Annotated in this window: 11 protein-coding genes and 1 pseudogene; 6 read left to right on the top strand and 6 right to left on the bottom strand. The window is 72.4% G+C overall.

The annotated features are described in order from the left end of the window. Nucleotides 1-903, bottom strand: a complete 903-nt coding sequence (galU, locus tag ACWCSV_RS22090) for a UTP--glucose-1-phosphate uridylyltransferase GalU (protein ID WP_451144726.1) — start codon at nucleotides 901-903, stop codon at nucleotides 1-3. Between the two features lie 94 nt (nucleotides 904-997). Between galU and ACWCSV_RS22095 the strand changes: the two genes are divergently transcribed. After that, on the top strand, nucleotides 998-1,663 hold the full coding sequence (locus tag ACWCSV_RS22095; RefSeq protein ID WP_451144727.1) for a 5-formyltetrahydrofolate cyclo-ligase: 666 nt from the start codon (nucleotides 998-1,000) through the stop codon (nucleotides 1,661-1,663). A gap of 27 nt (nucleotides 1,664-1,690) precedes the next feature. Here ACWCSV_RS22095 and ACWCSV_RS22100 read toward each other — a convergent pair whose 3' ends face one another. After that, nucleotides 1,691-4,453: a penicillin acylase family protein gene (locus tag ACWCSV_RS22100; protein ID WP_451144729.1), complete on the bottom strand. Its 2,763-nt coding sequence runs from the start codon at nucleotides 4,451-4,453 to the stop codon at nucleotides 1,691-1,693. Nucleotides 4,454-4,731: 278 nt separating this feature from the next. Here ACWCSV_RS22100 and ACWCSV_RS22105 point away from each other — a divergent pair. The 5 genes and pseudogenes from ACWCSV_RS22105 to ACWCSV_RS22125 all read left to right on the top strand — a co-directional run. After that, a pseudogene (locus ACWCSV_RS22105) lies at nucleotides 4,732-6,171 on the top strand (potassium/proton antiporter); the annotation flags it as partial. Between the two features lie 896 nt (nucleotides 6,172-7,067). Continuing rightward, the gene (locus tag ACWCSV_RS22110) at nucleotides 7,068-8,348 is read left to right on the top strand and encodes an MFS transporter (protein ID WP_451144730.1); all 1,281 of its coding nucleotides are present in this window, start codon (nucleotides 7,068-7,070) and stop codon (nucleotides 8,346-8,348) included. A 66-nt stretch (nucleotides 8,349-8,414) separates the two neighbouring features. Next, nucleotides 8,415-8,765, top strand: coding sequence for an FmdB family zinc ribbon protein (locus tag ACWCSV_RS22115; RefSeq protein ID WP_451144732.1), 351 nt, complete (start codon nucleotides 8,415-8,417; stop codon nucleotides 8,763-8,765). A gap of 232 nt (nucleotides 8,766-8,997) precedes the next feature. Next, nucleotides 8,998-9,888 carry an S-methyl-5'-thioadenosine phosphorylase gene (locus tag ACWCSV_RS22120; RefSeq protein ID WP_451144734.1) on the top strand — a complete coding sequence of 297 codons (891 nt, stop codon included), beginning with the start codon at nucleotides 8,998-9,000 and terminating at the stop codon, nucleotides 9,886-9,888. Between the two features lie 463 nt (nucleotides 9,889-10,351). Then, nucleotides 10,352-10,879 (top strand): hypothetical protein, encoded by a 528-nt coding sequence (locus tag ACWCSV_RS22125; protein ID WP_451144815.1) that lies wholly within the window; start codon nucleotides 10,352-10,354, stop codon nucleotides 10,877-10,879. A 50-nt stretch (nucleotides 10,880-10,929) separates the two neighbouring features. On the opposite strand, the gene ACWCSV_RS22130 is transcribed toward ACWCSV_RS22125, so the two are convergent. From ACWCSV_RS22130 to ACWCSV_RS22145, 4 genes are all read right to left on the bottom strand, one after another. Continuing rightward, complete coding sequence (locus ACWCSV_RS22130; RefSeq protein ID WP_451144736.1) at nucleotides 10,930-11,178, bottom strand: hypothetical protein; 249 nt, start codon at nucleotides 11,176-11,178, stop codon at nucleotides 10,930-10,932. Nucleotides 11,179-11,291: 113 nt separating this feature from the next. Continuing rightward, nucleotides 11,292-11,672 (bottom strand): hypothetical protein, encoded by a 381-nt coding sequence (locus ACWCSV_RS22135; protein WP_451144738.1) that lies wholly within the window; start codon nucleotides 11,670-11,672, stop codon nucleotides 11,292-11,294. After that, entirely contained in the window at nucleotides 11,669-12,544 is an 876-nt protein-coding gene (locus tag ACWCSV_RS22140; protein WP_451144740.1) for a Rieske (2Fe-2S) protein, read from the bottom strand. Before ACWCSV_RS22140 ends, ACWCSV_RS22135 begins: the two co-directional genes overlap by 4 nt. Next, on the bottom strand, nucleotides 12,541-13,143 hold the full coding sequence (locus ACWCSV_RS22145; RefSeq protein ID WP_327177372.1) for a 4Fe-4S dicluster domain-containing protein: 603 nt from the start codon (nucleotides 13,141-13,143) through the stop codon (nucleotides 12,541-12,543). Before ACWCSV_RS22145 ends, ACWCSV_RS22140 begins: the two co-directional genes overlap by 4 nt. Between the last annotated feature and the right edge of the window lie 4 nt (nucleotides 13,144-13,147).

A 13,147-nucleotide genomic window follows, 5' to 3' on the forward strand; every position in this document is an offset into this window, starting at 1 on the left:
CTACATCTCCTCGGTGACGTAACTGCGGAGCCAGGTACGGAAGTCCGGGCCGAGGTCCTCGCGCTCGCAGGCGAGGCGGACGATGGCCCGGAGGTAGTCGCCCCGGTCGCCGGTGTCGTAGCGGCGGCCCTTGAAGACGACGCCGTGCACGGGGCCGCCGATCTTCTCGTCGGCGGCGAGCAGTTGGAGGGCGTCGGTGAGCTGGATCTCGCCGCCCCGGCCGGGCTCGGTCCGCCGCAGTATGTCGAAGACGGCGGGGTCGAGGACGTACCGGCCGATGATGGCGAGGTTGCTGGGGGCGTCGGCCGGTTCGGGCTTCTCCACCAGGCCGGTGACGCGGACGACCCCGTCCTCGGCGGTGTCGTCCACCGCGGCGCAGCCGTACAGGTGGATCTGCGACGGGTCGACCTCCATCAGCGCGATGACGCTGCCGCCCTCGCGCTCCTGGACCTCCACCATCCGCGAGAGCAGCGCGTCGCGCGGGTCGATGAGGTCGTCGCCGAGGAGGACCGCGAAGGGCTGGTCGCCGACGTGCGGGGCGGCGCAGAGCACGGCGTGGCCGAGGCCCCGGGGGTCGCCCTGGCGCACGTAGTGCATGGTGGCGAGGTCGCTGGACTCCTGTACCTTCTGGAGGCGTTCGGCGTCGCCCTTGCGGGTGAGCGCGGATTCCAGCTCGTAGTTCCGGTCGAAGTGGTCCTCCAGCGGGCGCTTGTTGCGTCCGGTGATCATCAGCACGTCGGAGAGGCCCGCGGCGACGGCCTCTTCGACGACGTACTGGATGGCAGGCTTGTCGACGACGGGCAGCATCTCTTTGGGAGTGGCCTTGGTGGCCGGCAGGAAGCGGGTGCCGAGACCTGCGGCCGGAATGACGGCCTTGCTGATCCTGGAGGTCGACTCAGTCATGCGCAGAACCTTAACGGCTATACATGGACGGCCGATGATCCACTGCTTAACTTTGTACTCATATGCGCCCGTATGAGAAAAGTGTGAGCTTCCTATGACCTGTGAGCCGGCCGACGGCATGAGCGGGACCCCGGCGGACCAGCCCTCCGGCAATGCGAGCGGCCCCCCGGCCGACGCCGCGTCCCTGAAGACGTCCCTGCGGCGCGAACTCCTCGCCGCGCGCGCCGCTCTGACGCTTGAGCAGCGCGCGGACTCAGCAGCCGCGCTGGCCCGTACCGCGCTCACCCTGCCCGAGCTCTCCGGCGCCCGGACCGTCGCCGCCTATGTCTCGGTGGGGCGCGAGCCGGGCACCCGCGCGCTGCTCGACGCCCTGCGCGCCCGGGGCGTCCGCGTCCTGCTGCCGGTGCTGCTGCCCGACAACGACCTGGACTGGGCGGTGTACGAAGGCCCCGGCCGGCTGCTCCGGGCGGGGCGCGGGCTGCTCGAACCCGCGGGTCCCCGCCTCGGCGCCGCCGCCGTCCTCGACGCCGACGCGGTGCTGCTGCCGGGCCTCGCGGCCGATGCCCGCGGCATGCGGCTCGGCCGGGGAGGCGGGAGTTACGACCGGGTGCTGGCCCGGCTCGCCGCGGCGGGGGCGCACCCCGCGCTCGTGGTGCTGCTGTACGGACACGAGGTGGTCGCGCGGGTCCCCTCGGAACCGCACGACCACCCCGTGGACGCTGTCGTCACTCCGGCCGGAACGCACCGCTTCGGCCGCTGAGCGGCCCGGACGGTGTCCGGCCCCCGGTCAGCCGGTGGCCGCCGCCGGCTTGAGCGTCAGCGTGTCGACCGTGGACTCGCCGACCGCGTCGGCGCCGAAGGACCAGTCGAGCAGTTCGCCGTTGACCCACTTGTCCGTCTGGTCGGTGTAGTGCGCGCTGAACGCGTGCCCCGAGGCGCCGGTGAGGTTGATCCAGCGGGACTTGTCCCAGTCGCCGACGTTCACCACCATCCGCATCGACGGCACCCAGATGACGTCGTAGCCGCCGGCCGCGTTCCAGCCGGTGGCGTCGACCGCCGCCTCGCCGCCGCCGAGGTTCCACGGACCGCGGTTCAGCGCCCGCTGGAGCAGGCCCGGACCCGAGGTGCCGAGCGTCTGGTTCTTCAGGGTCAGCTGGTGCAGCCGGCCCCAGCTCCAGGTGGAGATGTCCTTGCCGAGCTTGGCGGTCAGCTCCCAGCGGGCGTCGTCCATGGCGCGGGCGAAGAGCTGGTCGCGGTTGTCGATGGCCTTCTCGCGGCCCTGGGCCGGCACCTTCCACCAGGCGTTGTCCTCGTCGTCGAGGATCTTGCGGACGACCTCGTTCCAGCGGTCACCGCCGTCCGGCTGTGCCGAGTCGGCGTCGCGCTGGCCGCATTCCCGTACGAGCTTGTTCTGCTCGTCGACGGGCGCGTTGGAGTCGGCGTGGGTGACGTTGATGCAGTCGCCCTTGACCCGCAGCTCCTTCGGCAGCTTGTTGCCGAAGGCCAGCATCAGGATGTTGCGCCAGACACCGTTGAAGTACGCGGCGGCCGCCGAGTCGGAGTCCTGGGTGTAGTCCCAGCCCTCCAGCAGCTTCTGCGCCTCGCGGACGTCCTTGTCGGCGATGTTGATGCTCAGCAGCTTGGGCACCAGCAGCGCGGCGATCTCGCTGGTGTTGTCCATCTGCATCTTCTGCATGTCCTCGGTCGAGATCTTCTCGCCGCCCTTGATCTTCGACGCGATGAGGTCGTTGATGCGCTGGCTGCGGGTGCCGTAGCCCCAGTCCTTGGTGAGGAGCTCGGGGTACTTCTCGTCCACGACGGCCTGGTTCGCGGTGACGATGTAGCCGCGCTCCGGGTTGTACTCGTACGGCAGCTCGCTGAAGGGGATCGGGTCCTTCTCCCAGCCGTACTTCGAGGACCAGCCGGGGCTCGGCAGGGTGCCGTCGCCGGACTTGCGGACCGGGATCCAGCCGGGGGCCTGGTAGCCGATGTTGCCCTTGGTGTCCGCGTAGACGAGGTTCTGCGAGGGCACCTCGAAGTGCGCGGCGGCGTCGCGGAAGGACGCGAAGTCGTCGGCGCGGTCGAGCTCGAACACGGCGTCCATGGAGTGGCCGGGCTGGAGCGCGGTCCACTTCAGCGCGACGGCGTAACCGGAGGCGCGGTCGGGTGCGGCGCCCGCGACCGGGGCCTTCTGGCCGACCTTCTCCAGCTCGCTGCTGCGGTCGGAGACGAGCGGGCCGTTGTTGGTCTCGCGGACGGTGATCTTCCGGCTCTTCCCGCCGGCGACCTTGATGGTCTCCTCGCGGGTGGTGAAGGGGACCGTCCTGCCGTCGTAGAGGTAGCCGTCGCTGGAGACCTTCTCCAGGAAGAGGTCGGTCACGTCGGCGCCGAGGTTGGTGAGCCCCCAGGCGACGTCCTGGTTGTGGCCGATGATCACACCGGGCATGCCGGAGAAGGTGTACCCGGCGGTGTCGTACTGGCACTTCGCCGAGACCGTGCGGCAGTGCAGCCCCATCTGGTACCAGAGCGAGGGCAGCATCGGCGCCAGGTGCGGGTCGTTCGCCAGCAGCGGCTTTCCGGTGGTGGTGTGCGCACCGGAGACGACCCAGGAGTTCGAGCCGATGCCGTTGCCGTTCGGGCCGAGCAGCGCCGGGATCTCGTCCAGGGTGTCGGAGAGCGCGCCGAGCTGGGTGTCGAGCCCCTCGGTGGCACCGGCGACGGTGTCCCCGTCGACGGTGGTGCCGCTCGCCGCCTCGGCGTCCGGGTCGAACTCGCCGGTGACGGAGGAGACCGCGCCCTCACCGACGATCGTCTCGTGCTTGTCGTACGGGTACTCGGGGTACAGGTCCGCGATCTGCTTCGCCGTGAGCCTGCTGGTCATCAGCGAGCGGTCGATCTCGTCCTGCATGTTGCCGCGCAGGTCCCAGGCCATCGCCTTCAGCCACGCGACCGAGTCGACCGGGGTCCACTCGGTGGGCTTGTAGTCGTTGGTCAGGTTGAGCGCCGCGTACTCGACGGAGATGTCCTTCCCGTCCTTGCCCTTCAGGTAGGCGTTGACGCCGTCCGCGTAGGCCTGGAGGTTCTTCTTGGTGTCGGCGCTGAGGACCTTGTCGTACTCCTCCTGCGCGACCTTCCGCCAGCCGAGCGTGCGGAGGAAGGAGTCGGTCTCCACCTGGCTGGATCCGAACATCTCGGAGAGCCGTCCGGCCGTCATGTGACGGCGGACGTCCATCTCGTAGAAGCGGTCCTGTGCCTGGACGAAGCCCTGGGCGCGGAAGAGGTCGGCGTCGGTGTCGGCGTAGACCTGGGGGATGCCGTAGTCGTCGCGTTTGACCTCGACGTCTCCGGTCAGGCCCGGGAGCTCGATCGATCCTGCGGTCTGCGGGTACGAGGCCCGGACCGTGGCGACGGACCAGTACGCGCCGTACCCGACACCCGCGACCAGCGCCAGGACCAGGACGATCACGATCAGGCGGGCGCGTCGCCCCTTCTTCCTGCCGGTTTTCTTCGCAGCGGAAGGACCGGCAGAGACGGTTGTGTTGGCGGGCATCGCTGTCCTTCGAGGGGCAGGGTGGTCCTGGGAGTGCAAGGGCAACCATAGGCGCAGCGTCGATCCGACTCGGACGCGGTAGGGGGCTGCGGGCATCCGCACACAGGTCGTACACATACTCGAAGGCGTCAAGAAAGCGTTAAAGATTAGGTAAGGTAACGAAGTACCTGGTCGCCGGGAACCTGCCCGGCGGTCATACGCGGGGAAGGAAGCGCGCCCTGACTGTCCACACGCTCAACGAACTCCTGCTGGTCTCGTCGCTCGTCCTGCTGGTCGCGGTGGCGGCGGTCCGGATCTCCTCGCGCAGCGGGCTCCCCAGCCTGCTCCTGTACCTCGGCATCGGCATCGCGCTGGGACAGGACGGCATCTTCGACGTCCAGTTCGACAACGCGGAACTCACCCAGGTGATCGGCTACGCCGCCCTGGTCGTGATCCTCGCCGAGGGCGGACTGGGCACGAAGTGGAAAGAGGTCAGGCCCGCGCTTCCGGCGGCGGCCGTCCTCTCGACCGTGGGCGTGGGCATCAGCGTGGGCGTCACGGCGGCGGGGGCGCACTACCTCGTCGGGCTCGAGTGGAAGCAGGCGCTCATCATCGGCGCGGTGGTCTCCTCCACGGACGCCGCCGCCGTCTTCTCCGTACTCCGCAAGGTGCCGCTGCCCTCCCGGATCACCGGCGTGCTGGAGGCGGAGTCCGGCTTCAACGACGCCCCGGTGGTCATCCTCGTCCTCGCGTTCTCCACGATCGGCCCGGTCGAGCACTGGTACGTCCTGGTCGGCGAGATAGCCCTCGAACTCGCCATCGGCGCGGCCATCGGCCTCGCCGCCGGCTGGCTCGGCGCCTACGCGCTGCGCCATGTCGCGCTGCCCGCCTCCGGCCTCTACCCGATCGCCGTGATGGCCATCGCGGTCACCGCGTACGCGGAGGGCGCCATCGCGCACGGCAGCGGATTCCTCGCCGTCTACCTGGCCGCCATGGTGCTCGGCAACTCCAAGCTGCCGCACTGGCCGGCCACCCGGGGCTTCGCCGACGGACTCGGCTGGCTCGCCCAGATCGGCATGTTCGTCCTGCTCGGCCTGCTGGTCACCCCGCACGACCTGCTCGACGACTTCTGGCCCGCGGTGGTCGTGGGCCTGGTGCTCACCGTGGTGGCCCGGCCGCTCTCGGTCTTCCTGAGCCTGGCGCCCTTCCGGCTGCCCAAGCGCGAGAAGACCCTGATGTCGTGGGCGGGGCTGCGCGGCGCCGTCCCCATCATCCTCGCCACCATCCCGATGGTGGCCGGCATCGACGGCTCCACCCGCGTCTTCAACATCGTCTTCGTGCTGGTCATCGTCTACACACTGATCCAGGGGCCGACGCTGCCCTGGCTCGCCAAGGCGCTGAAGATCGCCGAGGACCCCTCCGACGCCGCCGACCTGGGCATCGAGTCCGCGCCCCTGGAACGGCTGCGCGGGCATCTGCTCTCCGTCGCGATCCCGGCGAAGTCGCGGATGCACGGCGTGGAGGTGGGCGAGCTCCGCCTCCCGGCCGGCTCCGCCGTCACTCTGGTGGTCCGGGACGGTACGAGCTTCGTCCCCGCCCCCGCGACCGTGCTGCGGCGCGGCGACGAACTCCTGGTGGTCGCCACCGACCCGGTGCGCGACGCGACCGAGGCCCGGCTGCGGGCGGTCGGCGAGGGCGGCAAGCTGGCCGGCTGGCTGCACGCGGGGCAGCGGCCCGGCGGCGCGGCGGACGACGACGCGGTGGCCCGCCTCGCCCGCGCCACCCACCTGGACCGGCTCGCCCACACCATGCAGCGGCTCAGCGGTGCGACCGACGCACCCGAGCCCGCCCCGAAGGCCCGGCGCGGCAGCGCGGCGGCGGCCCGCGCCGCGGGCGCCTCGCGCACGGCGGACGCTTCCCGGGCGACGGACGTTTCCCGCGCGGCGGACGTTTCCCGCGCGGCGGACGTTTCCCGCGCGGCAGACGTTTCCCGCGCGGCAGACGTTTCCCGCGCGGCGGGGGACGGGACGGGGCGTGCGGAGAAGCGCGGGCGCTCCTCGAAGGCGGCGCCCGCGGGTGACCGGGAGCGCCCGGCGCCTCCGGAACGCCCCGCGAGCCACCGGGAGCGCCCCGCGACGCCGGAACGCCCGGACGGCCAGGACCGTCACGGGGACGGGGAGCGACCGGGGGCCGGGGACCGCTCGGACGGGCCGACCGCACGACGCTGACCGGTACGGGCGTGGCGCGGGGCGGCCGACACGGCGCCCAGGGCTCCGGGCTCTGGGCGCAAGGCTCGGGGCGCAGGGCCCGGGGCAGGCGGCGCGCCGGGCCCGGGGCAGGCGGCGCGCCGGGCCGTATACGACCGGGCGGTGCCGCGGGCGGCTTCCCGCCTTCCGCTCCCGTTCCCCGTACCGCTGTGACTTCTGGCTGTAACATAAAGCCGATCTGATCGACCAACTCTGTCTGATGCAGAGCTGGCGCGACCGTATGGCGGTCGTGGCGTCGCTCCGCACTCCTTGAGCGGGACGCCCGGCATCTACCGCAGTTCCGCGCGAAGAGGACAGCTCTCGGCAGCCCCCGCACGCCTCCACGGCTTCCCGGGCGCGGTGCCACCAGGCGGCAGAAAGGCACGGCCGTGGCGTCCACGGTCCCCGTCCGTCCCGGATACGGACAACTGCTGCGCACCCCCGGTGCGTGGACCTTCCTGCTCCCGGGCTTCGCCGCCCGGCAGCCCTTCGCGATGCTGACCATCGGCATCGTCCTGCTCGTCCAGCACACCACCGGCTCCTACGGCAGCGCGGGCGCCGTCGCGGCGGTCTCCGGCGTCTCGATGGCCCTGTTCGCCCCGCAGAGCGGCCGGCTGGCGGACCGGTTCGGGCAGCGGACCGTACTGCTGCCCGGCGTACTGGTGCACGCGGTGTCGGTGGGCGCGCTCACGGCGCTCGCGCTGGCGCACGCGCCCCTGTGGGCGCTCTTCACCGCCGCCGTACCGACCGGTGCCTCGATCCCGCAGGTCGGTCCCATGGTGCGCGCCCGCTGGGCGGCGCTGCTGGGCGCGGCGCCGGGCCGCCCGGCCTCCCCGCTGATGGCGACCGCCGCCGCGTTCGAGTCGGTGACCGACGAGTTCACGTTCGTGCTCGGACCGGTGCTCACCACCGCGCTCTGCACCGGCGTGCACCCGGCGGCCGGTCTGATCACCGAGGCCGCGCTGACCCTGCTCGGCGGGGTGCTCTTCGCTGCGCGGCGCTCCACCCAGCCCGCACCGCACTCCCCCGCCGCGCACTCCGCGCCCCGTACCTCCGCCCTCGCCGTCCCCGGTGTCCGGGTGCTCGCGGTCACCTTCCTGGGCATCGGCGCGGTCTTCGGCGGCATGCAGGTCTCGCTGACCGCGTTCGCCGAGGAGATCGGCCACCCTGGGGTGAACGGCCTGCTGTACGGGGTCTTCGCCTCGGGCAACATGCTGGCCGGGATCGTCTGCGGTGCCGTCGCGTGGAAGCACGGCCCCCGCCGCCGGCTGATCGTCGGTTACGCCGCCCTCACCCTGACCGCGTCCGCACTCTGGGCGGTGCACTCCGCGCCGCTGATGGCCGGGCTCGGCTTCCTGGTCGGGCTCTCCATCGCGCCCGCGCTGATCAGCGGGTACACCCTGGTCGACGCACTGGTGCCGCCCACCGCCCGGACCGAGGCGTTCACCTGGCTGACCGGCGCGGTGGCCCTGGGCCAGGCGGCGGCCGTCACGGTGGCCGGCCGGCTGGCCGACGCACGGGGCGCGAGCAGCGGATTCGTCGTTCCGCTGGTGGCCACGGTGCTCGCTCTGGCAACCCTGCTGGCCCTGCGTTCGCGGCTTCTTCCGGCCGCCTCCGGACGGACCGTGGCACGTGGGATCGGTCACCGGGAGCCGGTCACGGTGGACTGATTCCACGGAATAGGTCAGTATGGAACGTCGTTAGCACTCACTGAGTGAGAGTGCCAGGAGGAGCAAGTGCCGACCTATCAGTACCAGTGCACCGAATGTGGCGAAGGCCTTGAGGCGGTGCAGAAGTTCACCGATGACGCCTTGACCGTGTGCCCGAACTGCAATGGACGCCTCAAGAAGGTGTTCTCCGCGGTCGGCATCGTCTTCAAGGGTTCCGGTTTCTACCGGAACGACAGCCGTGGATCGTCGTCGAGCAGCACGCCTGCTTCGTCGTCCACCAAGTCGTCCGACTCCGCTTCGAAGTCGTCCTCGACGTCGGGCTCCGACTCGGGCTCGTCCTCGTCCTCCACCGCGTCGGCCTCGTCGTCGGCCGGTTCGTCGTCCGCCTCGACCTCGTCGAGCGGCTCGGCCGCCTGAGGCTCCGACCGGACCCGCACCACCGCTTCACCGCGCAACCGTGTCACCACGTGCCCAGCTTCACCGCTGGCACAGGCTGACCGCTGACACAGCTTCACAAGGACTCCGCCGATCACCTCGGCGGAGTCCTTGTGCTGTCCCCTCATGCCCCTTGCCGCCCCCGATAGCCTGACCGCATGGTGAACGCAGGCACGATCACGGACGCGGGTACGCGCGGGACCGGGGGGACGTCATGAGCGCTGGTACGGATACGGGTCCGGCGGCAGCGGCGGGTACGGGCGGGGCCTTCGGGGCCGGCGCGGAGATCGGTGTCATCGGGGGATCGGGGTTCTACTCCTTCCTGGACGACGTCACCGAGGTCCAGGTGAAGACGCCGTACGGGGACCCCAGCGACTCCGTCTTCCTCGGCGAGATCGCCGGGCGACGGGTCGCCTTCCTGCCCCGGCACGGGCGCGGCCACCACCTCCCGCCGCACCGCATCAACTACCGCGCCAACCTGTGGGCGCTCCGCTCCCTCGGTGTGAGCCAGATCCTCGGCCCGTGTGCGGTCGGCGGGCTGCGGCCCGAGTACGGACCGGGCACGCTGCTCGTCCCGGACCAGCTGGTCGACCGCACCAAGGCACGCACCCAGACCTACTACGACGGTGAACCGCTGCCCGACGGCACGGTGCCGAACGTGGTGCACCTCGGGTTCGCCGACCCGTACTGCCCCCGGGGACGCGCGGCCGCGCTCGCCGCCGCGCGCGGCCGGGAGTGGGACGCGGTGGACGGCGGCACGCTGGTGGTGGTCGAGGGGCCGCGCTTCTCGACCCGCGCGGAATCGCGCTGGCACGCCGCGATGGGCTGGTCCGTGGTGGGGATGACGGGCCACCCCGAGGCGGTGCTCGCCCGCGAACTGGGCCTCTGCTACTCCACGATGACCCTGGTCACGGACCTGGACGCGGGCGCCGAGGCGGGCGAGGGCGTCTCCCACGAGGAGGTCCTCCGGGTGTTCGCCGACAATGTGGACCGGCTGCGTTCGGTGCTCTTCGACGCGGTGGCCCTGCTGCCCTCCGAGGAGAGCCGCGACTGCGTGTGCACGCGGGCGCTGGAGGGGATCGACACGGGGATCGTAATGCCGTAGGGGTTCCCGGTGCCGTGGGCTTCCGGGCCTGTGGAGGCCGGCTCGGCAGCCTGTTTCACCCCTGCGGGTGGCGGAGTTGTCCACAACCGGTGGGCCGTCCACAGGCCCCAGCGGGATCGGTGCGCACGGGGGATCGTGAGGGGGTCCGACCGGGGCATCCGGCGGACTTCCGCACCCAGATGATCCAGGTGGCGCCATGTTCACGAACACCACGACCCGTCCGGCGACCCGTCCGGCGACCCGTCCGCCCTTCGACCGGGGCGCCGACTCCCGCTCCGGCTCGGGCTCCGGCTCCGGCTCGGGCTCCGGCTCCGGCTCCGGCTCCGGCTCCGGCTCCGGCTCCGGCTCCGGCTCCGGGAACGGTCCCTCGGCTTCGTACGCCCGCACCCCCACCGAGCCTGCCCCCGGGTGGGCCCGGCCCGGTGGTACGGCCCGGCTCCCGTCCCCCGTACCGCCCCGGTGCGTGGTCCCGGAGTTCGCGCCGCTGCGGGTGCGGGGCGGTGGCGGCGCGCTGCGTTTACGGCGTGCGCTGTACGGGCGGCAGCGCGCCCTGGCGGCCGGCTTCGCGCTGGCGGCAGCCGCTCTCGCCGCTTCGGGGCTCGGCACGGCGGAGGGCAGGGCGGCGGGGGTGGCCGGTCCCGAGCGTGCGCGCCCACCGGTGCGCCTGGTGTCCGCGCCGGTACGGATCGCGGACGCGGCGACGGTGCGGCTGTTGCGCCCCGGCGACCGGGTGGACGTGATCTCCGCTCCGGCGTCCGGGGGCGATGCGCGGGTGGTGGCGCGCGATGTGCGGGTCAGCCGCGTTCCTGGCGCGCCTGCCGGGGCTGTGCCCGGGCCGGAGGTGGCGCGGACCGACTGGCCGCCGCCCTCGGGCGCGAGCGATCCGGGCGGGGGCGCGCTGGTGATGCTCTCGGTCTCCCGCGAGACCGCGGTGGCCCTGGCGGGAGCCCATGCGTCGGGCGAGCTGCTGGTGGCGGTGTCCGATGCGTGACGACACGGCTCCTGCCCGCACGCGGCCCGCCGGGGTGCCGGGCGGGCGGCTCAGATGTGGTGCGGGGGCTTCTCGTCGAGGAAGCGGGCGAGGTCGGCGGCGCTGCCCCCGGTCGCGGGGCGCTCTCCCCAGCCCCGGTCCGTGTCGTCGGACGACTGCTGGTCCAGCGGATCGCCGAAGTGCAGCTTCGGCCGCGGCCTGGGCTGCTCCGGCGCGGTCTGTTCCGGTGCGGTCGGCTCCGGTGCGGTCGGCTGCTCAGGCTGCGGTTCGCCGGGTCCGGGGGCGGGGGCGGTGCTCATGCCTCCAGGGTACGGCCGCCCGGTCACCGGTCCCGCCGTGCCGTACGGGCACGGCAGCCCCGGGCCGTACGGGCACGTCCCACGGCGGTCCGGCGGGGGACGTGCCCAGTCGCTCAGCGGTCCTTCGGGTCCAGCCACCACAGCCCGAGGACCACCAGGAACGACAGGCAGAGGAAGCCGGCGCCCCACCAGGCGGTGCCGGTGTTGCCCTCCATCCATTCGTCGATGATCACCAGCAGTCCCCAGAGCTGGCCGACGACCACGGTCATCGCCAGTACCAGGCGGGCGGTCAGCTTGGCGGACCGCTCCGGCTCCTGGTCGGTGCCCGCTCCGGGCCCGGGCCCGGTGTGCCGGACGCGGGGGTCGCCGTAGCCGCTGGTGGGGCGGATCTGCGGATAGCGCTCCTTGACGGGCCGGTTGAGTTCGGGCCGGGCGCTTCCCGGATGGTAGTCGGGGTAGGCCGGTCCCTCCGGGGACGGCTGTTCCTCGGTCATGCCTGGTCACCTCCCCTGCCCGCACCCTTCCCGGCGCCCCCTCCGGCTCCGCTCCCCGAGCCCCTTCCGGCGCCGCCGCCCGCGCCGCTCCCCGCGCCCCTTCCCGCGCCACTTCCGGAGCCTCTTCCCGCAGCCCGACCCGCGCCCCCGCCCTGCCCGGCGCGGTGCGCGGACGCGGTCCCGGCACGGACGGGCGCCTCGACGCCGCCGCTTCCGCTGCGGCCCGGCGCCTCGACGCCGTCGGTGGTGCCGGGGCAGTCGAGGCGGCCGGCCAGGCCCGGGTTGGTCTCCTCGAGCTGTCGGCAGACGCCCTCCTCGATGGACTCGCCGGACCGGGTCGTGCCGATCGCCCACACGCTGCCGTCGGCCTCCTCGGAGATGACCACCTTGGGCAGCCCGCGCGGCGGCGGACCGGCCGTGACCTCGCCGGTGCGTGCGTCGAAGACCCCCTCGTGGCAGGGGCAGTACAGCTCGCCCTCGATACCCCGGTCCTTCCGCCACAGCACGGCGCAGGCGAGGTGGGTGCAGATGGCGGAGTAGCCGACGAGGGTGCCGTCGTCGAGCCGTACGGCCACCGCGCGGTCCTCCTCGCCCGGGTAGCGGAAGGCGAGGGACTCGCCGGGGAGGAGCTGGGAGGCGATCCTCTTCGGCCGGGCCGGCTTTCCGTCGTCGGTGTCGCCGTGGCGGTGCAGGATACCGGCGGCCACCCCGATGCCGCCGACGGCCAGTCCGCCGGAGACGGTGGTGACGATCCGGAGGTAGTCGCGGCGGGTGGTGAGGGCGTCGGCGGAGATCCGGTCGTGCAGGGCGTCGCGGGGATCGCCGCCGGTGGGCGGCCTCTCGTTGCCCGGGGGCTGTTCGGTGACGCTCATCGGCGGACGTCCTTACCGTTGATCTCGACGACGGGGAGCCCACCGGGGACGGGCCACTGGACCTTGTCCGCGGGGACGACCATGGCGACCCCGGTGCGTACCTCGGTCGAACCGAACACGAAGGTGTCGGCGACCTGGACCCCGGGGCGCTCCGCCTGGAGCTCCTCGACGGTTCCGTAGAAGAGGGCACCGGTCGGGCAGACCGTGGCGCACATGGGGGCGAGGCCGTAGGCGGTGCGGTCGTAGCAGAGGTTGCACTTCAGCTGGAGCTTCGCTTCGAGGTCGATCTTGGGTACGCCGAAGGGGCAGGCGTTGACGCAGTTGGCGCAGCCGATGCAGCGGGTGGTGTCGGCCTGCTGCACCACGCCGTCGGCCGTCACGAGGATGGCGTCGGCGGGGCAGACCTCGGCGCACGGGGCGACGGGGTCCTCGCAGTGCATGCAGACGGTCGGAAGGGAGGCGACGGACTGGCCTTCGTCGGTGTAGTCGAGGTGGATCATCGACTTGCCGCGGTGCGAGTCGCACTCCCGGCAGGCGGATACGCAGGCCTGGCAGCCGATGCAGCGGCCGGGATCGATGAAGATCGTTCTGCCCATCACGGGG

It is taken from the genome of Streptomyces sp. NPDC001770 (genome assembly GCF_053596135.1).